Origin of the sequence: Pedococcus sp. 5OH_020 (genome assembly GCF_027812955.1) — a bacterium.
Classification (GTDB): Bacteria; Actinomycetota; Actinomycetes; order Actinomycetales; family Dermatophilaceae; genus Pedococcus.
This window is the reverse complement of sequence record NZ_JAPYZV010000001.1, coordinates 279,741-299,672: the sequence shown is the minus strand read 5'-3', so window position 1 is coordinate 299,672 and position 19,932 is coordinate 279,741. Positions and strand designations below refer to the sequence as shown.

Genomic DNA, 19,932 nt, shown 5'->3' with positions numbered 1-19,932 from the left:
ACCACCGCCTTCAGCACTGCTGCGTTCGGCACCACTGCGCCGGGCGTCGCCGTCACAGCGTCTCCCGGCTCGCCCGTCCCGCCGGTGCCTCCTGCACCGACGATGTCGCGGCGTCCGCCGCGCCCGCCGCGGCCGCCTCGCGCGCCACGGCGTCGCAGCGCCGGGTTCCTGGGTGCGGTGCTCGTCAGCGGCGTGGCACTCGCGGCCTACGGCCTGACTCTGTGGGCGCACGAGCAGAACCACTGGGCCGGAAGCGGCGACACGGTGGCGTTGGCCGTCGCCCTGGCGGTCGTCGGTGCAGCGGTCCTCGTCATGGGGGTCGTGGGCCGCCGCGCCGGACTCACCGGCTTCATCGCCATCGTGCTCACGCTGACGACGTGGACCGCCTCCGTGGTGCCCAACCTCAGCTTCGGCGGCGGCGTCGGCGACCGGCTCTGGCGCCCTTCGGCCGCGGACACCACCGGCCGCTACCGCTTGGGCATCGGCACGGGCGAGCTGGACCTCACCGCCGTGCCCAACGCCGAGCAGCAACGACGGATCGACGCGGGTATCGGCATCGGTGAGCTGCGCATCCGCATCCCGCAGAATCTGACCGTCGAGGTCCGCAGCTCGGTCGGCGCCGGCGACATCTCGCAGGTCGCCGCCGGCGCACTCCCGGCAAGCCCCTCGGCCGAGGTGGACCAGCCCGACCTGTTCGGCTCCGGCTCCTCCTCCCAGCGTGGCGGCCGGGACATCAGCACCACCGAGACCTTCGGCACCGGCAGTCCCGACGTCGTCGTGACCGCCCACGTGGGCCTCGGCCAGATCCTCATCGGCAAGGAGTGACCAGCATGAACGACACCCCGGACAGCTCCGACAACCAGCCGCAGGCGCAGCCCGACACCCAGCCGCAGACACCGTCCGACACGACACCTGAGGCGTCCTCCTCCACCACCACCTCGGAGGCGCCCTCGTACACGACCCCGGAGCCACGCACGTCCGTCACCATGCCGTTCGCCTTCGGCTCCACGGAGACAGCGCCCATCGGGCAGTCCGTCCCCTGGAGCACGCCCACCACGCGTCGGGACGCCCCCGCGTGGTCGCAGACTCCCACCCCAGCTCGCCCGAGCGGTCCGCACGCCCCCGCGATCCTGCTGGGGCTGGTCTGCCTGGTGGTGGCCGGACTCGCCCTGGGGCAGGAGGTCGGCGGGCTCAAGATCGACTGGGGAAACGTCGGCCCACTGGGCATCACCGTCGCCGGGGGCGTCCTCGTCGCCCTCGGGCTCCTGGGCCTGCTGACCTCACGGCGCAGGGCGCGCGGCTGACCCCCACGGCTCAGGCTGTGCCCGCCAGGGCCAGCCACCGGCCGAGGTGTGGGGCGAAGGACGCCCCGAGGTGGTACGCCGGGACGGACGCAAGGGGCACCCAGGCGACCGAGGCGGTGGACCCGCCGACGTCGTGGACGACGGGGTCGGTGGGAGAAGGGCAGCGCGCGGCATACACGATCCGTACCGCGTGGAAGTCCTCCAGCCGTCCACTCGGGGCCCGGCCGACCCAGTGCGATGTCTGCACCTCGAGGAGCTGGACGCGGTCGACGCGCTGGCCACTCTCCTCCCAGACCTCTCGGTGAAGCGCCGCGACCGGCTCTTCGCCCGGGTCAAGGCCGCCGCCGGGCAGGGTCCAGCGGCCCGGTGCCGACGTGCGGTCGGAGAGCTCGGTCAACAGCACCCCTCGGTCGCTGCGCACCACGGCATACGCCGCGGTGCGCTGGTGGGGATGAGCCGTCTCCCCTGGCGCGAGCACCAGTCCCGGGTCCGTCCGTACCACGGATGCACCTGCGGACCCGCCGCCCGAGCCGCCTGCGCCGGTGGCCCCGTCGGTCGTCGGGCCAGGGACTGCGCCGGTCCTGGCGTCGACGACCGAGTACTCGAGCGCCAGCGACCCGTCGTACTGGCGGCGGGCGTCCTGCAGCACCGGCTCCGCCCAGCCCGTGCCAAGGAGCTGGCGGACCGGGTCCGCGCCGTGCTCCAGCACGAACTCCACCACCGGCTTCCCCGACGCCAGCGAGGCGCGGACGACGATCCGGCTCTGCGCCCTCACGACGCGCCGGCCCGTCGGTACTCCTCCTCCGCCGCGGCGGCCACCGTGGGCCAGTCCTGCGCCGGGGTGACCTGCGCGTTCTCCCGTGCCATGCGACCGCGAAGCTCGTGGTCGAGCGTCAGGCGAGCCAGACCCCGGGCCAGGTCCTCGTCGTCCGCGCCCAGCAGGCCGTTGACGCCGTCGACGACGAAGTCGCCGACACCGGTGCCGTCCCTCGCGAGCACCGGCAGGCCGGCAGCCCGCGCCTCCAGCGCCGCGAGGCCGAAAGCCTCGAGGCGCGCAGGAGTCAGGTAGACGTCGCTCTCCCAGTAGCGCGCCCTCAGCTCCTCCCGGCTGACGCGTCCCGGCAGCGTCACCCAGTCCGCCATCCCGTGCGCCGTCACGAACCGCTCGAGCCGGCCCCGTTCAGGGCCCTCGCCGTAGAGCGTGAGCCGCAGCGGCTGCTCGGGTGGCACGAGGTCCCGGGCACGGGCGGCGACCCGGAGCACGGCCAGGGGTCGCTTGCGCACCGCGAACCGCATGGCGGCCACCACCTCCACGGCGTCATCCGGCCGAAGGTCTCGCAGGACCGGCGGACGCCAGTGGCCGAAGTCGATGCCGTTGGGCAGTACCCGCACCTCGCTTCCGGGCCCGACCACGGCCTGGACGGCGGCGGCGGCGACCCCGGAGACGGCAGTCAGGGCGGCGCCCCGGGCGCCCCACCGCCGGGCGTGCCCCAGCAGCCGGAACAGCGGCCGGGAGCGCTCCATGAGGCAGTGCCACGTCACGGCTGTGGGCAGCCCCAGCCCGAGTGCCACCTCGACGAGGTCGGTCGCGAACGGGCTCACCACGCCCATGTGGACGTGAGCGACATCGAAGCCACCGTCCCTGAGCCTGCGGCGGACCCCCGGGGGGGCGAAGGGGTTGACCGGAAGCTCCCAGGGCAGCCGGATCGCCATGCGGTGCACCGGGATACCGTCAACCTGTTCGACGACGCCTCGCCGCTGTCCCCGTCTGCCGGGCGAGGCCGTGAACACCTCGACGGCGTGTCCCCGGGCGGCGAGCTTGGCAGCGAGGTCGTGTGTCTGCACCTCGATCCCGCCCAGGCGGGGCAGGTAACAGTCGGTCAGCAGGGCCACCTTCACGGGCAAGAGCCTCCCATGCGACAGGATGGCGGGTGATGACGCACACGCTCGTGGCCTTCCACGCCCACCCCGACGACGAGGCGCTGCTCACGTCCGGGACGATGGCGCGCGCAGCGGCGCAGGGTCATCGCGTCGTCCTGGTCGTGGCGACCGACGGTGACCTCGGGCTGGCGTCCCGCGCCTATGGCGGGTCCGGCGACCTGGGGGGCAGACGGCTGGAGGAGCTGCGCAGGTCTGCCACTGCGCTGGGGGTCTCTCGTCTGGTGTACCTCGGCTACGCGGACAGCGGGCTGGAGGGAGACCCACCGCCCGACCCGCCCGACCGGGCGCGCTTCGTGCGGGCTCCCCTCGAGGAGGCCGCTGCGCGGCTGGCGCTGGTCCTCGCCGAGGAGAACGCCTCGGTGCTGCTCAGCTACGACCGCAACGGTGGCTACGGTCACCGCGACCACGTCCGGGTGCACGAGGTCGGTGCCCGCGCGGCCCAGCTGGCCGGCACGCCGCGTGTCCTGCAGGCAACGGTCCCGCGGGACACCATCGCAAGGGCCGTCGACCTCGCCGCACGGTTCTACCGCTTCCCACCGGAGTTCGACCGCGAGGCCTTCGGGCGCGCGTTCAGTGCCCGCGACGAGATCACCCACCGCGTCAGTGTGCGCCGGTTCGCCGCGGCCAAGCGGGCCGCCATGCGCGCGCACGCGTCCCAGGCGAGCGCAGATGGCAACGCCGACAGGACGCTCGCGGCGTTCCTGCGGATCCCCCGGCCGCTGTTCGACGTGGTGTTCGGCCGTGAGTGGTACGTCGACCCGGCACGTCCCGCGGGGCTGCCTGTCGCCGGCGACGTCTTCGAGGGTCTGCCATGACGGTTCGCCGGCGCAGCAGTCACTCCCGCGTCCGCGAGGTGGTCCAGGGCACCGTCGGGCTCGGGCTGGCAGCGACCCTGCTCGTCTGGGGCCTGCCCCACTTCGGGAAGACGTCGTGGAGCGCCGTCTGGACGGTGCTCGCCCGGGTTCCCCCCGTCACGGCCGTGATCCTGCTCGGCGGGGTGGTCATCGGCCTCTACTGCTACACGTTCACCCTCACCGGGTCCATGCGCGGGCTGCGGCACTGGCAGGCGTTGATCGTCAACGTCGCGGGGTCCTCAGTAGGCAACCTGCTGCCGGGCGGCGGGGCGGTCGGACTGGCGGCGACGTACACCATCTGCCGGTCCTGGGGGTTCTCGCGACGGGCCATCTCCACCTCAGCGATCGTGACCGGCGTCTGGAACGTGCTGGCCCGGATAGCCCTGCCGCTCGTCGCCATCGTGGCTCTGCTCGCCGGGACGGGCCCGGACGTGCCCCGTGCCCTGGTGGACGCAGCCATCGCGGGCACAGTCACCGGGGTGCTGCTGCTGGCAGCCTTCGTCTCCGTCATCGTCTCCGAGCGGGCCGCCGTGGCCATCGGCAGGGGGGTGGACAGGGCGCTGGGCCGGTTCTGGCGCCGCCGCACCATGAGCGTCCAGGCTCTCGTGCTGGACCTGCGCGCGCGCATCAACGACGTCGTGCGCAGCGGCTGGCTCGTGATGACCCTCGGACTGGTCGGCTTCTTCGGCGTCTACTTCGTCCTGTTCCTCATCTGCATGCACACCACCGGTGTCCGGCTCTTCTACGGTCAGCTCTTCGCGGCGTACGCCATCGGTCGGCTGGCCACGGCGGTGGGCGTCACTCCCGGAGGACTCGGCGTCACCGAGTCGCTGACCGTGGCGGCACTCGTCGGCTGGGGCGCGAACCCGCCGGAGGCGGTGGCCGGAGCCGTGCTGTTCTCCGTCTTCACGCACTTCATCGAGCTGCCGCTGGGAGCCCTCGGCTGGCTGGCGTGGTCGCTGAGCCCCAAGAAGGAGCCCGTGGAGCTGACCGCGAGCCCGCCGGGCTGAGCTGGTCTCGGGTACGCAGGGTCAGCGCCTGACGAGCCGCCTGACCTGCCGGTTGCGGGCCTCGTGCGCGATCGCGTCGTCCAGCAGCTCCGGCTCGAACGGGCGGCCCGTCGCCAGCTCCGCCGCAAGCCCGATGAGGTGGTCGGCGATGGCCGGGTTGGCCGGCAGGATCGGGCCGTGCAGGTAGGACCCGATGACGTTGGCGGTGCGAGCGCCTTCGGTCCGGTCGGTGCCGTTGTTGCCGAAGCCGGCCCGGACAGTCCCGAAGGGCGCCTGTCCGGCCCCGAGCGTCGTGGACCCCGAGTGGTTCTCGTAGCCCACCACGTCGCCGAGCTCGGTGGTGAGGACCACCGGACCGATCATCCGCTTGGCATTGCCGTGGGTCGTCACGTCGAGGATCCCCAGCCCGGGAAGCCGGGTGCCGTCCACGGTGATGAAGGCATTGCCGAACAGCTGGTACATCCCGCAGATCATGAGCATCGGCGCGCCACTCCGGGCCAGGGCGCGCAGGCGGTCGGAGATGTGCTCCAGGTCGGCCTCGACGCGGACCTGCCCCGAGTCCTGGCCGCCGCCGCCGAGGACCAGGTGGGCCTGCTCGGGGAACCGCCCCCCGGGATGGTGCTGGTGGACCACCGGACTGTACCCGTGGCGCCGGATGCGCGCCGCCAGCGTCCGGGTGTTGCCGAGGTCGCCGTAGATGCTCATCTCGCGCGGGTAGAGGTGGACGACGTGGATCGCGCCCTTGCCCTCGTGCGCGTGGTCGGGAAGCCGGGAGGACCCATCGGTCTCCCCGGGGACGACGACGTCCTGGTCGCCTTTGCCGTCGGTCGGGCTCACGAGGCCTCCTCGCCGATGTCGGGCAGGTCGTACCGGGCGGCGAGCGTACGGCGCAGTGCCATCATCGCCGTGTAGGTGCAGAAGATCCGCTTCGGCTCCGAAGGATGGTCGCGCAGGAAGTCGTCCAGGGCCCGGTCCAGCTCTGTCTCCACCCGGCCCACCGGCACGTCGTCGTAGTCCAGCCGCAGGGCCATGTCGTAGGCACGGACCCCGCTGGTGAGAGCCACGCCGCGCTCGCGCAGGCTCTCGAAGCTCACGTCGTAGAGCCACGAGACGTCGCGACCGTCCGCGTAGTTGTCGTTGATCGCGATCATCGTCGCCACCGGCGTCGAGCCGTACGTCGCAAGAGCGACCGTGAAGCCGGCCGGGTTCTTCACGAGTACGAGCTCGAGCGGCTGGCCGTCGACCAGGACGACCTCGCCCCGGCCGAACGGTGGCGTGACCGCCTCGAGGGCGTCGGCCGCCAGGGCCGGGTCGAAGGCGTCGGCCATCAGCATCCGGGCCATGGACACGGCGGCCGTCGCGTTGATCATGGCGGCGAGCCCCCGCTGGCGCAGCTCCACGGGGCCCACCTTCGCCGAGCCGTCCTGCCCGAACAGCACCTCGAACGTCCGGTCGTCCAGCGGCCGCAGGAGCCCGTCGTCGGGACCTGCGACCGGCGGTGTGAAGTCGTCGTCAAAGCGGACGTCCTGCTCCTGGAGCTCGGGCAGGCGGTCGGCGATCGAGGCGTCCACGCCGAAGTACCGCACGACCACCCCCGGCGCGACCCGGTCGCGGATCCTCGACACGAACGAGTCGTCGAGGTTGAGGACCACCCCTGTGGTGGTCTGCTCGCCGAGGGTGGCCAGCAGCCGGGCGGTGTGGTCGATCTCGGCGAAGCGGTCCAGCTGGTCGCGGGCCACGTTGAGCAGCAGGGCGTGGGTAGGCCTGACGCCGGCAGCGAACTTCAGCGCGTGTGCCTCGTCCAGCTCCAGGACAGCGAGGTCGGCGCTGAGCCGGCCCCGGAGGGGAAGCTCGCCCAGCATGGAGGAGATCACGCCGCGGGTGAAGTTGCTGCCGGTGGGGTTGGTGAAGACAGAGCGACCGTGGGCCCGCAGCACGGCCACGAGCATCTTCGTCGTCGTCGTCTTGCCGTTGGTGCCGCTGACGACGACGATGCCGCCCGGCACGTCCGCCAGGGCATGGGCGAGGAAGCCCGGGTCGACCCGCTCTGCCACCAGACCGGGAAGGGCAGACCCACCGCCGCGCAGCCGCGACGCGGCCCGCGCCGCCTTGCCCGCGACCACGGCCGCCGTCGTCCTCAACACGCGACAAACCCTAACCGTCCCAGGCAGCCGGCCCGGCCACCGCCGTGCCGTCGGCAGGCGGCCCAGCGCGCAGCGGCGCGCCGTCAGCCCGGCAGCTCGCTGACGACCGACGCGTCCGTCACTCGGGGAGCTCGCCCGCCGCCGTGCCGAAGGCGGCCCTGACGTCCGAGGCGTACTGGCCGGATCGCTCCTGGCCGGACAGCTCCGCGATGGCGTCCATCACCGCGTCCGTGACGGCACGCAGCAGCGCGGCCTTCTGGTACCGCTGCTGCAGCGCCGCGACGTCGACCGGGGGCCCGAACCGGACCTTCACCTTGCCCGGCCGTACCCCGTTGGAGCCCGGTGGCTGCACCTTGTCGGTCCCGATGACCGCACACGGCAGCAGGGTGGCGCCGGTGGCCAGAGCCATCCTGGCCACCCCGGTCCGCCCACGGTGGAGCCGGCCGTCGGGAGAACGGGTGCCCTCGGGGTAGACGCCGAAGGCCTCCCCCCGCAGCAGCACCTGCTCCGCGAGCTCCAGGGACGCCGCCGCGGCCCGCGGGTCGGACCGGTCGACCGGGATCGTCCCGGCGGCTTTGTGGAACCACCGGACCGCCGCGCCCTTGGGGCCCGTCCCGTGGAAGTACTCGGACTTGCCCAGGAAGTGCACCTGCCGTCCGGACGCGAGCGGGATGACGATCGAGTCGATGAACGAGAGGTGGTTCGAGGCGACGATGAGAGCACCGTCCCGCGGGACGTGGTGGCGCCCCTCGACCGAGAGCCGGGTGACGAGCCGCAGCGGCGGACCGATGACGACGTGGCGCATGACCGCACGGCTGACCGTGTCCTGCACGCTCATGCGGCTACTCCCACTCGATCGGCTCTAGCAAAGATCGCTATAGCCGTTATGAGAATAGTTGGGAGAGAGTGCCTTTCGTCCCATCCGGTAGACTCTGCCCAGGTAAAACGGTGGTCCGCCAGACGCCCAAACCCCCAGGAGGGGACGTGTCTGCACCATCGCTTCGCCAGACGGTAGAGGACTACCTCGCCGCGCGCTCGGCTCGGTACTCGCCGAGCACAGTCAGGAACGAGTCCTTCGTCCTGCGTCGCTTCGTCACCACGTTGGCAGGCGGCCGGGACATTCAGACCCGCAACGTCACCGCGGAGCACGTCGAAAGGTGGTTCGCCACGGTCCTGTCCCCTCATACGGACAGAACCGGCACCGAGCGCGCCCCCGTCCAGGCCAGCACTCACAACTTCTACCGGACCCGGATTGCCTCGCTGCACCGTTGGGCAGTGGCTCGTGGCCTGACTCGCGCAGATTGGCTTGCTCACGTGCCGCCGATGCGGGTGCCACGCAAGGTCCGCCAGCAGCCGAGCCCCGACCACCTTTGGGCGATGCTGGACTCTTGCCACGAACCGCGTGATCGAGCGGTTCTGGCATTGGCGATGAACACCGGGTTGCGTGCGGGCGAGATCGCTCGACTCACGGTCGGAGATCTCGACCTCGGCACAATGACCCTGCGCGTCTGGGTGAGCAAGTCCCAGGTCGAGGATGACATGCCTGTGACTGCGGATCTGCGCGAGGAGATGCGCGCCTGGCTGTCGATGTACGCGCGCGCAGTCAAGCGCCCTCTTCACCCCGAGGACCACCTGGTTCCCGCCATGACTGGCCCACGCTATCGGTGGAGCGGTCCAGACGGTGCCAAAGTCCGCGACCACATCCCCAGCACCTATGTGCCGAGCAAGCCCGCATCGAAACTGCATTGCATCGCCAAAGACGCGCTGGAGGCAGTAGGCCTTCCCACCCGGGGCGAAGGAATCCACACGGTTCGCCGAGCAGTGGCGCGCGCATACTACGAAACCCTGGCGGCCGAGGACGGCCACGACGGGGCGATCCGCGTGGTGATGACATTGCTTCACCACTCAAACCTATCGACCACTGAGACCTACTTGGGTGTGGCCTCCGAAAGGCGCGCTCGCGATACGTCGCTTCGAGGACGTTCACTCCTGCCTCGCCCCACGGACAGCCAGGTCCTCGACATGCGTCCCAGGGCAGTTGCCGGATGAACAGGCACTCCCTCCACCCTCGGACAGCGAACCACGATGCCATGGCGGAAAGCGACACGGGTGCCAAGCGGGAGACCCACGGAGGACGAATCCCACCAAATTGGCGACTTTCCGCCAAAATCGGGCCTGCGACCTGTCGCTGGAGGTGCGCTGGCCCTTCGGAAGAAGGGGAGGTACCTGCCTCCCTGGGCTGGGATGCATCGAGGACCACCGCCTGGCAGCGATGGTCCTCGTGGATGCAGTCCCCAGTCTCGGTCCGAAGAGACGGCGACACATTGACAATCATCTATGAACATCCACAGGCGCACAAGCCACAGCCCGCCTCCTTTACTAACAGGTCGCGGAACTCCTCAGATTCTGAACATCGAGTCCAAACCGATGCTCGCCTGATCGACACCGTGAGGGTCAGCGGTCCAATTGATCGACACCGCATCGCCGAGGAGCGATTCAGGCGGTCGGTTGACCGGCAGGGGGAGGTCAGGGACACCTTCACGTCTACCCAGGTCCCGCTCATCGACGGTCAGTTGGACGTCAGGATGACACCGACGGGCCTCCGAGCCGTTATCGAACGGTCGCTTCCAACGTTGGCCTATGGTCACAACCTCGACCCAGTCTCCGTGCGCACGGCCGTTCGGCTCGTGAGTGACCTGTACGGCCAGGCTGCCGAGTTCGTCGACTGGGGCGTCGACGTTCACGACCTCCGAATCACGAGGCTAGACCTGGATCGAGACTTCGCGGAAGTAGCGCATCTGGACCGCGTACTCCGAGGCTTGGCCCGCATTCATGTGCCCCGGACGGCCAACCCCAGCATCTACGGTGACAGCAAGGGGGGCGGAAGCATCCTCACCCTGACCAGACAGTCTCCGAAGAGATGGCGGGCGTCCCTGTACGACAAGCACGCCCAAGTCCTGCACCTCGCAAGGCAGGAGCGCGATCCGACCAGGTGCAAGAGGCTCGATGGCCTAGCCCGCACCGCGCGTGGCCGCGTCCGATTCGAGGTACAACTCCGAAGCCAGGCCCTCAAGGAAAAGGGAGTTAGAACCGTGTCTGACCTCAACGAGGCATCCCTCTTGAACGTACGCAAGCACTACTTCCAGCGAGCAGGTTTCGACAACCCCGTAGGTGGAGCCCCCCAGGTCGACGAAGTCATGACGCGCTTGGCCACTTCGGCGAGCCCTGACTACGGGTTCTTCGGAGCCGTTCTCGCGATGCTCAAGGCCGAGGCCCTTGGTCTCCCCCAACCCACCACGAGCCCAAACACACTGCGCAAGTATCGAGCGCTCGCCCGCCAGTGGGGGCTCAGCGCTGCTGACATGGCGTGCGCAACTGGTCCGACCGTCGTGCTGGACTACGAATCCGGTCGGCTGCGGTCCGCGCGATGAACGGGATGAGCAATCTCCGGTCGCCCGTTCTACGCGAGTGGGCAGACACGGTCCGCCAAGTCCCGAGAGGAGCGGCGTGAATACTCCATCGAGACCGACCGGGTCGGCACCGCGGCCTTGGGTGTTCGCGCTCAGCCACGCAAGGACCATGGGCAGCCACACGATTCGACGGCGCGTAGCCGGAGGCACCACCTGCGCCATCTTCACGGGTGTTACTGCTACCGGAATCCGCAAGAGTGGCGAGTCGCTCGTGAAGTTCTCCACCGAGGCCGCAGGTTCCTTCTTTGCTGTCGGACCCGACAGTCGCGAATACGGCGAGGAACTCCTCGGTAGATTCGTGCTGTTTGACTGGATCTGGCAGCGGAGCAGTCGCGTGGCCGTCCAGGGTCCGCTCGTTCTCACGCCGACCTCGGAAGCCCCGAAGCCCCCGGGTATCACCTGGCGACAACACCTGGCGGCGGAGCAGAAGGCCAGACAGACCCAGGAGGCGGAAAACTCTGGGCTTGCGGGGCTTGTGCGGGCTCAAAGGGTTGGGGCGTGCCCCTTATGCGGGCGACCGATCGAGGTAGGAGATCCCATCGTTGGATGCTTTGAAGGATGGGCCCACGCACGGTGTGCTGTCGTACGGCTGAGCACGCCGGTCATCTGCCGAGTCTGCTCACAACCGGTCCTCCTGGAAGAAGAACCTCACCACCAGCAGGGCGGACTCGCCCATCTGACGTGTATATCGGGCTTTCCGAGACGCAATACCGACTGTGGCTGAGACTCCGACGCATCGACGCCGTGACCACTTCGGTATCCGAACGGACCGGTTCCACCATCTTGGGCAAAACCACTGGCGCGGCCCGCGCCGCGGCAGCCCGCAAGGCCGCCGTGGACCCGTTCGCCAGCATCAGGCCGAAGAAGGGACGCCAAGAAGGCGACCGAAGAGCCCAGATGACACCGCCAGTGACCTCTTCCGGGTCAAATCACCTTCCGCCATGAAGGACGGTTAGAGCCACTCTAACCTACGTGTTGGATGTCGTTGTCTACCGGCCGAATACGGCGCTTTCTCTAACCCTCCTTGAGAGCGGCTCTAGGTATGCGACTCAGACGTTTGTCGGACAGATGTGGGATGGCATTGCACCAGACTTGGTCGGGCGAGCAAACCCGCACCGCGCGAAGCCGTTGGCGTCATCAGTGGTTGTCGTCAAGGGAGGTTCTTGAGGGTCCATGCCGCCCGGCGTCCGTCAGGAACCCCCGTCGGGCACGGGGCGATCACCATCTGGCCCGTAGACCTCTTCCAGCGCCCGAGCCGCCACGCCATGGATCTTGGACAGGTCGACGGCGAATCGTCTGTCGATGCGGCGGTCGATGAGGATGCCGACGCGCTTAGGCCGCTTTCCAACTAGTCGAGGTGGCGCTCAACGGTGGCCACCTCCTCCCGATCGAGTCGGCATGCCGCGGCGACCTCGTGCGGGGTTCTTCGCCCGCCCTCTGACTCCCGCGACTGCGAGAAGTCTAGGCCTCAGGCTCCGCGCCCGCCTCACGTGCTGAGGGTGCGGCGCGGGGGAATCCCGATGGCCTCCAGGGCAGGGCCATGGGAGTAGTGAGTGCCCCCGCGCTGGCGGAATTCTGCGCCCGCGCCGGGGTTTGGATGCACGGCGAAATCCGCAATGACGGCACGCGCGGCCTGTACCTTTGCGCCAACGAGGCAGGGGGTCGGCGTGAGGAACATCGAGCGCGCAGTGCGAGTGGCTGCCGACGCGGCGGTCGAGTACCGGCGGTTAACCAACAGCGAAGCCAAGCAACTGCTGGAGCAGTGGAAGTTCATCAACGAGCCCGTCGAATGGGGAGTCACTCGCGCTCGAAACGATCGTCCCATAGAAGTCCGAGCCAAGGTTCCGGTATGGAACCAGTCGAGGGAGCGGCTCTACCTTGACGCGCGCATCAACGTGGATCGCCCATGGCAGTCCCATTGGGTCCTGACATGGGGAGACAAGCACCACCACGAGCGATCGGCGACCATCCGCCGCCTCGACATGCGTGACGATCACGCGAACCCCGACGGGCAGGTGTGGGGGCGAGAGACGCACAAGCATCTCTGGACGGTGGAGGACAACAACAGTTGGGCATACACGCCCGATGCCATCCCTCACGACCCAGCGGTCCCGCCTGTCACACCCGACGACTACCGTGCAATCTTCGAGGCCTTCGCCAACGAGGTCCGCATTTTCCTTGGCGAGGAGTACGTGTGGAACGATCCCCCGCTGGCAGACTTCGGGGTCCCGGGCGGCACGACGATGTGGGAGGTGCCATGAACTGCGACGACATCTCCAGCGTGCTTGCGGCAATGGCATCTGCGTACCGCTGGCAGTGTCGAACAGTCCCCGAACGGCCGGACGTGGTGGAGGTCAGCACGGGTCGGACGTGGTTCGACGGCGAGCCGGTCCGGCTACTGGCTCGGGTCGATGAGAGCGCGGCAATTGTCGCCAGCGACGGGGGACAGGCGATGCTGCGGCTCCGCGACGCCGGCTTCGACGTGGAAGATCCGATCTTCACGGCTCTATGGGAGGAGAGTCTCAGAATCTACGGGCTCAGCGAACTCGATGATCGGGTCTTTGTACAGGCCGACTTGTCCCGTGGAGCGCACGCGTTGTCGCGGCTGGCGGACGGCCTGCTAGCCCTCGATGCCCTGCGCGTGCTCGCTGTTCCGCCGCAGGACCGAGGTCTTTCGCTGGCCGACGAGGTGGAGGACTACCTTCGCTCGCGGCCACAGATGGGTCTGATCCGAAAGTCGCCACCGGTAACGCTGAGGCGGGGTCTCGTCATCCGACCGTCCATGACGGTCGAGACGCCTTCAGGCGAAGAGGTGTTGGTGCAGGCCGGATCGACGTCGTCCCGTACGCAGGCCTTCGACCATGCATTCGCCACATTCGGGTTGGCAGCGAGGGCCGACATCCCGATGGCCCATCGCCTCACGGTGCTTGGCGGCAAGGTGAACTCCTGGGCACCCGGCAGGGTGAGGGCTCTTGGGGATGTATCGTTCGTGGGTTTCTGGGAGCACCGCGACCTGATCGTGCGGTTCCTAGAGGAGGCCGGGACGCCGGACGACCCCGTGCTGATCCCAGCGAACATCCACCTGCCGCTCTGGGGGTAGCCCCCTCGGTCGTGGGAGGTGTGAACGCGAAGGATTGCTGGCCGAGCGCGCGCGGGGTGGCCCGGACAGGGGCAGTCACCACGAGGAGCCCCGCCACGACTAGAGGGCCGGAGGGTGCGCGGTCGGGCGGGCAATGCCGGAGCGTGACGGCGACCAGCACGACGACGGAACTGAGAGGGTAGAGCCCGTGCCACCCGCTAGAACTGATGACCTGAGCAAGTTCGTGTCGCAGGGGATGGAGTACTACCTTGCCGGACGGTTCGCCTTCCTTCAGCACGCCCACATCGCCGCGAACCTCTTCCACCATGGCGTCGAGTTGCTACTGAAGTACGCCCTGCTCAGGGACGCCCATGAGGGGGCGGCCCCTCCCAACTACGGGCATGACCTCAGGCGTCTCTGGAGGGACTTCAAGGCCCGCGACCAATCACGGGCGAGCCTTGCCCGCTTCGACGGGGTGGTGGCGGACCTTGACGATTGGGAGCACATTCGTTACCCGGGTTTCCGTAGGTCGCAGATTTCTGGTCGCGCGGTCGCACAAGCGATGACCTTGCTGCCATACGGCAGAGGAGCGTATGCCGATTTCGGGGGGCGGGAAGTGGACGCGTACGTCCTCTGTCTCGAAGACATTGACGACTTGGTTTCCTCCATCGTCACCGCCGCCTCGATCAATCCGAAGGTCCTGCTCATCCACCTGTCCCCGGACGCCGTGGACTGGTATCACCGGGAAAACAGGCACAGGATGGAACTTCGAAGGCACCCGTGACGCCAAACCTACCGCCGAAGAAGTGCGGCTGATCGGGGGCTTTCGGCGGAGGGCCGTGCTCGGTCTCCCGGCAAGTCCGGCTCCCACGCCCGCGTGACGCCGAATTTCATTCAGCAGCCGGGCTTCGCGTTCATTCAGGCGGTTCCCGCGCACCTGGTGGCGGAGCACAGCCGGGCTGTGGGCTCGGAACCCGCCATGGTGGGTATCCAGACGGGGTCACGTGTTCGGGCCAAACCCTTCCGATGTGGAGGGAGGCGGGTGCTGCTTGGCTAGTCGCAGACGGCAATGCCGTTGGCAGGGCTGTCACTCGCCCCTTCCTTCAAGGCGGTCTCAGGGAACCAGTCCCAGACGCCGTTGTCACTTAGCGTCCAGAACCACCAGGAGTTCGTCTGCGCCGCTAGAAAGACCGGATTGGCTCGTCCAAGGTCTTGCTGACAAAGAACCCATTGGCTCCCGACGCCCAGCGCCCCCTTGCGCTCCAGTCCTTTCGATGGGTGTGCCGTGTGACAAGTGACCTTAGAGTATCCACCCACCGAACCACTTGAAGGCGTGCAACCTCTGCCCGGCGCTCCCGTGACTGGGGCCGACTCACCGATCTGTCCGATGCCCGGGGCATCGATCAGGTTCACCCATGGCGAGTCGCTCGGGACCGACGACGGCTCAACCGGGGGCACGGGCGTGTCCACAGAAGGTGGAGGGGCTTCCGCCACAGGTGTTCTAGCGGGCGTGATCGCTGCGTTGCACGCCTCAGTGATGGATTGCACAGCCATCTCGTTTGCTGCTGCCGCTCCATCCGTCGTCCGCTTCTGCATCACCGGTGACAGGACGGCAATCGTGATGCGCCATTCCCTGCTCTGGGTGCCAAACTCATTAACCACCGAGTGGAGTGCCGCATCTGACGCGTTGTTCGCCAACATGTAGTCGACTGCCCGGCCCACGTTTGAGATGCACGTCTTCGTCGCAAGTTGCGCTGGCGTCAAAGGAGTCGACTGACTCCGCGCTGTCGGTTCGTTCTTCAACGCCGGATCGGCACGACCGGCGGAGGCCAATGCCGCCACGACTACCGCGACGACGGTGACGGAGATAGCAAGTGTGACGGCCTGTCTCCGGTCTAAACGGCGCGATCTCCCGAATGGCGTCTTGATGCGTCCGTGGCTGGCAGGGGCTTCGGTGGGCGACGCAGGGACAAAACCTTCAAGTGCTGGCTGAACGCCTGCTGGCCCACGCACGACCGGTGCATCCGTGGTCGCACCACAGTTGCTGCAGAATCGTCCGAGCGCTTCGAGCCCACACTTGGTGCAGTTCATGGTCCTCTCCCCCGTTGACGAGCAGCCGAATCACAGCATTTCGCATGGCATCGGCGCGAACCTACCCGTAGTGGGTCATGCCCGCTGCCGTTTTGATGAACCAAAGTGGGCGGGACGGCACCCCGGCGTTGAATGCTCGGCACCGGGACAGAGCGCCTAGGTGTACGCAAACCTTCCAAATGGGACATTGGCTACGCTCAACGTCGACTGCGGACCGATGAAGGGTCGGCCCTGAGCCCGGGCAGCACGGAGACGCGATGACCTGCACCAACTTGCTGGGGGTGGCCGGGGCTACGCGCAGGTGCAGAATGATCCGCCCGGCTTGGGGCCCGAGGCGGGTACGTCGCAATATGACCTGCTACCTCGCCATGATCATTCGAAGGTGGCTGATTTGCGACTCCCAAGTGCAAGGTTCAATCGGGAACGGTTGACCCAATGCTTGCGCCATATTTGCTGTGTACGCCGCCAGCAGTGACCGCGCGTGGTGCGGACGGCAGATCTAGTCCCAGCAGGAGCCGTGTTAGGCCGACGGACACGCACCGCAACTGATCGTCCGCCCCCTTCATCTGTTGGGGGATCCGGTCGTCTGCGCCACGGTCGTGGTCGGGTCGTGGTACCGCGCCATAGGCGTCAACGCCTCGGAGCCATCCAGACCAGACGGCACATCCGGCGGGCTCAAGGACCCGGTGGCCCTTCGTTGTCCGCACCTCGTTGCGCGCAAGAGGCCGACCAGGGGCAGGCTCTCGCCGACCGGGGCAACGGGGAACGGCACGAGGGGAGATGTGTCGAATCTGAACATGAGTTGTCAACCGTTCGGCCATTTCGGCACCGCTCGCATTGCTGGCGGTGGTGAGGATCCGGCACCCTCGACCTAGGGCGGATACCCGCTTTCACGGGCACGACCGACTGGGGGCTTCACTCATGTCAGACACCGGGAAGAACGAGAAGGACAGCGGCTCCGGAGTAGACCCGTGGGTGGCCGGTGCAGGAGTGGTTGGTGCCGCGGGGGGACTCGTCCTGGGCGGACCAGCGGGAGCCGCCGCCGGGGCCGTCATTGCCGGTGGCGCGGCGAAGGCGATCCGGGACCGCCGGACCGAGGATTCCACCGAGGTATGACCGATTTCCCCGTTCCGGCACCGTCGCCGGATGGTGCGGAAGTCCTCATCCGCCCACTTTCCGGTCAAGAGGCCGTTGTCGTCGGACGCGACGATGGCTCCGGGGAATGGTCTCCACTAGCGTCGGCAGCCGCGACTGCCGTCCGTGCCGTGCTCGGTCTCACCGAGGACGCTCCGGTGGGACAACGCCGCTTCACTATGGCACCCGAGAGTCTGGCCGCTCTCGGTAGTGACAACACCGTCAACGTGGACGGCTACTTCCGCGGCACACTGGTCGATGGAGACGGCAAGTTCACTCATCAGGTCCTGCTCAAGGAAGTCAATGAGAAGGGCGTCACTGCCTTGGACCCCCTGAGCGCTGCCAATGCTGTCCAGATCGCGGCGATGCAGGCTCAACTGGAGCGCATGGAGGGCCTACTCGAACATGGCATTGCGGTCATCGAAGCGATCAAGGGGCACCTTGAGGTGCAGCAAGCCGCCGAGATCAACGCAGCGCTCGGCACCCTGCGTCGCGTCTATGCCGACACCCAGGGGCGCGACGGCGTGCTGGGCGAGATTGACTGGACGCGCCTAGCCCACCTCGAATATCGCCTCTCCAAGGGCTTGGACGCGGTCGAACAAGAACTCGAATCCGTTGCCCACTTGCTTCGCTTCACGGGTGAAGCCGCCAAGGACGTCGAGGTGATCAAGGGTCTGACCGCAAACCGCGTTCAGACTCTCGTGCAGATGCACCTTGCATTGGAGGCGGGGTTGCGCCATTGGGTCTATCTGATGGCGGTGCGCAAGCAGGAACTCGGCGAGCATGACCCGATCGCGATCGAGCGTCACTACGTGGCCCTAGACGCGTCAACCGCCCATCGGCAGCGCCTTGTGGACCGGATTCTCACCGAAATTGAGTCTGCCGCCCACGCCGAAGGCAGACCCTGGCATGAGTTGTTGTTCGGGACGGGGCTACCCCGTGGTTGGGCGGTCGACGAGAGACGAGTCAACGCCGTTGAGGAGTTCAAGAGCAAGATCAAGGGCAGTGACGTCCTCAAGGCAGGCCGCCGAGACCTGCCCGGGCCACCCAACCGGCTCGGCATCACGCGGGCACCTCGGGAGCACGAGCCTGAGCATGGGGACGGCGACGCCCGACTGCTCCCGCCGTGCGGCACGGCAACCCTGTACGCGAGACTGCAAGAACGATCGCGGACGCCGCTGGGCGATCACGGGACGTCACATGAGCCCGAGGATCCAAGTGATGCGGCCATCTCGTAAGACCGCAAGCGACCGAACAGACCACAGACGAACCGCTCTGTGTCATTACAGCCCTGGACCCCGACGCCGACGTCGCGCGGGGCTTCCAAGTCCGTGTCACGCTTGCCGCCGCACGCCCTAAGACGGAGTTCGTCGCACATCGGACGCCGACTCCGGCGCAAGTGCACAAATCCATCCGGCGACCTCTGAAGCAGCGAGGATGCTTGCACGTCCTGCGGCCCTTCTCGGCTCTTATCCGTACCTGCCTGGCAAGCATCGCGGGAGCCGCTCTAGGGCGAGTGGCTAGTCCGGGGTGGCTCGGGGCTCACTTGGCATCCCCGAGCGCTATGCACGGAGGCGAAACGCGCTTCTGAGCCCAGTTGTGTGCGCCTTTGGATTCGAGTGGGTGGTGCTAGAGGACGATACTTCAAGGGCAGTTAGGGCTCGTCGAGGTCGTGGCCGAATCTGGTGCGGTGGTAACTCAGGTGATCCTGGTTCACCATGTGTCCGCTCTTGCGGTAAAGCGGGCCAAGGGTCGCGCCCGTGTGGTCGCGCACCCGGAACTGGGCATCGATGTATATGCCACCGAGATCGAATTGGGCGTGATGGTTCGGACACAGGCACAGCACATTGTCTGGGGTGTCAGGTCCGTCGTGGGGTTTGCCCAGGCCACGGATGTGCGCGCCCTCGGAGTACATACCAACGGGCAACCTCAATTGCACATCACATACCTGGCAGGCGTGCTCGTACAACTTCTTGACGGAGTCCGACACCTGGGTGCTGCGCACGATGCGCTGCGCGACACCTTCGGTTCGGCCCGGCCGCACATTACCCACGGGCAAGTTGGCGATGGGAACGTATGCGGCCGCCTCCCTCAGGGTGAGCCGAATCAGGCGGAAGCGCCAGATCCGGTACCCGGACTTGCCCGCCTCGGCCCAGTGGTCGTCCACCCGGTAGAGGCCGTCGTAGCGGTAGCCGCTGACGGGTGAGTACTTGGGGTCACCGTTGGAGCCACGCATCACGCGGATCGGATATCCGTTTTCTTCGCTGACGACCATGCCGGCGTTGCCGGCTTGGCTCAAGGTTTGGTCGGCGATCTGCCTTCCCGTGGCCGGGTCATTGCCTCCCGCGCCGGTGTAGATGATTTCGTCCCCAAGATCTTCATCATCCTCATAGCCGCCGTTGACACTGATCGACTCGGCCCCGGCGATCCGGTTTCCGCTGATGCCCTGCACAGTAACGCGATGCACGCCCGCCGCCGCCGCCTCCTGACGCGAGGCGTACGTCGTTCCCACTGGATTTCCCTGGATCTCGCCAAAGTAGTAGTCGGCCACCCCGCGAGCCTAAACTTGGCGGAGCGCATTTCGCTCGCAAACGGGGCAAGCAGGGCTTCCTGCCCCTGAGGCCGCCGACCGCCCCAGTCGCGAGTTGGAAGGGCGCGCACAACCATCGGGATCGGGGCAGCGAATGACAGCGGATTGGTCTCGCTTGAACGCGTATCTCACGGAACGCCGAGGCGACGTCTTCCTCACCTGGGATGAGTTCGATCACCTCGTCGGTGGTGTCCCAAAGTCCGCCGTGGATCATTATCCGCAGTGGTGGCACGGCGACCGGCCTAACACCCGCGCATGGCGGGCTGCGGGCTACGAGCCGGTCGAGATCCACCCCGGGGTGTCCGTTCGGTTCCA

17 protein-coding genes and 1 pseudogene are annotated in these 19,932 nt (G+C 67.7%); 12 read left to right on the top strand and 6 right to left on the bottom strand.

Translation table 11 applies throughout. From position 1 onward, the window contains the following. A partial coding sequence (locus tag PHA84_RS01315) for a LiaF domain-containing protein (protein ID WP_270886276.1) occupies positions 1-825 on the top strand: 825 nt, incomplete at its 5' end. 5 nt (positions 826-830) lie between these two features. Continuing rightward, the gene (locus tag PHA84_RS01310; protein ID WP_270886275.1) at positions 831-1,304 is read left to right on the top strand and encodes a hypothetical protein; all 474 of its coding nucleotides are present in this window, start codon (positions 831-833) and stop codon (positions 1,302-1,304) included. A 10-nt stretch (positions 1,305-1,314) separates the two neighbouring features. On the opposite strand, the gene PHA84_RS01305 is transcribed toward PHA84_RS01310, so the two are convergent. Then, positions 1,315-2,079: an NUDIX hydrolase gene (locus tag PHA84_RS01305; RefSeq protein WP_270886274.1), complete on the bottom strand. Its 765-nt coding sequence runs from the start codon at positions 2,077-2,079 to the stop codon at positions 1,315-1,317. After that, a complete protein-coding gene (locus PHA84_RS01300; protein WP_270886273.1) occupies positions 2,076-3,203 on the bottom strand; it encodes a glycosyltransferase in 1,128 nt (375 codons plus the stop codon). Before PHA84_RS01300 ends, PHA84_RS01305 begins: the two co-directional genes overlap by 4 nt. A gap of 35 nt (positions 3,204-3,238) precedes the next feature. Between PHA84_RS01300 and PHA84_RS01295 the strand changes: the two genes are divergently transcribed. Both PHA84_RS01295 and PHA84_RS01290 read left to right on the top strand, forming a co-directional pair. Then, positions 3,239-4,060, top strand: coding sequence for a PIG-L deacetylase family protein (locus tag PHA84_RS01295; RefSeq protein ID WP_270886272.1), 822 nt, complete (start codon positions 3,239-3,241; stop codon positions 4,058-4,060). Beyond that, positions 4,057-5,109: a lysylphosphatidylglycerol synthase transmembrane domain-containing protein gene (locus tag PHA84_RS01290; RefSeq protein WP_270886271.1), complete on the top strand. Its 1,053-nt coding sequence runs from the start codon at positions 4,057-4,059 to the stop codon at positions 5,107-5,109. Before PHA84_RS01295 ends, PHA84_RS01290 begins: the two co-directional genes overlap by 4 nt. A gap of 21 nt (positions 5,110-5,130) precedes the next feature. Here the strand turns inward: PHA84_RS01290 and PHA84_RS01285 are convergent, their stop codons facing one another. The 3 genes from PHA84_RS01285 to PHA84_RS01275 form a co-directional block, all read right to left on the bottom strand. Beyond that, on the bottom strand, positions 5,131-5,844 hold the full coding sequence (locus PHA84_RS01285) for a cobalamin biosynthesis protein CobB (RefSeq protein WP_270886692.1): 714 nt from the start codon (positions 5,842-5,844) through the stop codon (positions 5,131-5,133). A gap of 98 nt (positions 5,845-5,942) precedes the next feature. Continuing rightward, positions 5,943-7,253, bottom strand: a complete 1,311-nt coding sequence (locus PHA84_RS01280) for a Mur ligase family protein (RefSeq protein ID WP_270886270.1) — start codon at positions 7,251-7,253, stop codon at positions 5,943-5,945. Positions 7,254-7,371: 118 nt separating this feature from the next. Beyond that, positions 7,372-8,091 (bottom strand): lysophospholipid acyltransferase family protein, encoded by a 720-nt coding sequence (locus PHA84_RS01275; RefSeq protein ID WP_270886269.1) that lies wholly within the window; start codon positions 8,089-8,091, stop codon positions 7,372-7,374. A 146-nt stretch (positions 8,092-8,237) separates the two neighbouring features. Between PHA84_RS01275 and PHA84_RS01270 the strand changes: the two genes are divergently transcribed. The 7 genes from PHA84_RS01270 (at position 8,238) to PHA84_RS01240 (ending at position 18,265) form a co-directional block, all read left to right on the top strand. Continuing rightward, on the top strand, positions 8,238-9,302 hold the full coding sequence (locus PHA84_RS01270; RefSeq protein ID WP_270886268.1) for a tyrosine-type recombinase/integrase: 1,065 nt from the start codon (positions 8,238-8,240) through the stop codon (positions 9,300-9,302). A 398-nt stretch (positions 9,303-9,700) separates the two neighbouring features. Next, complete coding sequence (locus PHA84_RS01265; RefSeq protein WP_270886267.1) at positions 9,701-10,684, top strand: phage/plasmid replication domain-containing protein; 984 nt, start codon at positions 9,701-9,703, stop codon at positions 10,682-10,684. A 1,706-nt stretch (positions 10,685-12,390) separates the two neighbouring features. Further along, positions 12,391-12,984 carry a DUF6978 family protein gene (locus tag PHA84_RS01260; protein WP_270886266.1) on the top strand — a complete coding sequence of 198 codons (594 nt, stop codon included), beginning with the start codon at positions 12,391-12,393 and terminating at the stop codon, positions 12,982-12,984. Further along, a complete protein-coding gene (locus PHA84_RS01255; RefSeq protein WP_270886265.1) occupies positions 12,981-13,823 on the top strand; it encodes a hypothetical protein in 843 nt (280 codons plus the stop codon). The genes PHA84_RS01260 and PHA84_RS01255 overlap by 4 nt, the downstream gene beginning before the upstream one ends. 133 nt (positions 13,824-13,956) lie before the next feature. Next, on the top strand, positions 13,957-14,586 hold the full coding sequence (locus PHA84_RS01250; protein WP_270886264.1) for a hypothetical protein: 630 nt from the start codon (positions 13,957-13,959) through the stop codon (positions 14,584-14,586). Between the two features lie 2,228 nt (positions 14,587-16,814). Next, positions 16,815-17,009: a hypothetical protein gene (locus PHA84_RS01245; RefSeq protein WP_270886263.1), complete on the top strand. Its 195-nt coding sequence runs from the start codon at positions 16,815-16,817 to the stop codon at positions 17,007-17,009. After that, the gene (locus PHA84_RS01240) at positions 17,006-18,265 is read left to right on the top strand and encodes a hypothetical protein (protein WP_270886262.1); all 1,260 of its coding nucleotides are present in this window, start codon (positions 17,006-17,008) and stop codon (positions 18,263-18,265) included. Before PHA84_RS01245 ends, PHA84_RS01240 begins: the two co-directional genes overlap by 4 nt. A gap of 416 nt (positions 18,266-18,681) precedes the next feature. Here PHA84_RS01240 and PHA84_RS01235 read toward each other — a convergent pair whose 3' ends face one another. Continuing rightward, positions 18,682-19,578, bottom strand: coding sequence for a YDG/SRA domain-containing protein (locus PHA84_RS01235; protein ID WP_270886261.1), 897 nt, complete (start codon positions 19,576-19,578; stop codon positions 18,682-18,684). Positions 19,579-19,711: 133 nt separating this feature from the next. On the opposite strand from PHA84_RS01235, the pseudogene PHA84_RS20735 reads away from it, so the two are divergent. Next, positions 19,712-19,927: pseudogene (locus PHA84_RS20735) on the top strand (DUF7662 domain-containing protein); the annotation flags it as partial. Positions 19,928-19,932: the final 5 nt, after the last annotated feature.

Coding starts and splice junctions, on each gene's coding strand:
- PHA84_RS01240 (WP_270886262.1), top strand. CDS start 17,006: ATGACCGATTTCCCCGTTCCGGCACCGTCGCCGGATGGTGCGGAAGTC.
- PHA84_RS01275 (WP_270886269.1), bottom strand. CDS start 8,091: ATGAGCGTGCAGGACACGGTCAGCCGTGCGGTCATGCGCCACGTCGTC.
- PHA84_RS01290 (WP_270886271.1), top strand. CDS start 4,057: ATGACGGTTCGCCGGCGCAGCAGTCACTCCCGCGTCCGCGAGGTGGTC.
- PHA84_RS01245 (WP_270886263.1), top strand. CDS start 16,815: ATGTCAGACACCGGGAAGAACGAGAAGGACAGCGGCTCCGGAGTAGAC.
- PHA84_RS01310 (WP_270886275.1), top strand. CDS start 831: ATGAACGACACCCCGGACAGCTCCGACAACCAGCCGCAGGCGCAGCCC.
- PHA84_RS01250 (WP_270886264.1), top strand. CDS start 13,957: ATGCCGGAGCGTGACGGCGACCAGCACGACGACGGAACTGAGAGGGTA.
- PHA84_RS01255 (WP_270886265.1), top strand. CDS start 12,981: ATGAACTGCGACGACATCTCCAGCGTGCTTGCGGCAATGGCATCTGCG.
- PHA84_RS01295 (WP_270886272.1), top strand. CDS start 3,239: ATGACGCACACGCTCGTGGCCTTCCACGCCCACCCCGACGACGAGGCG.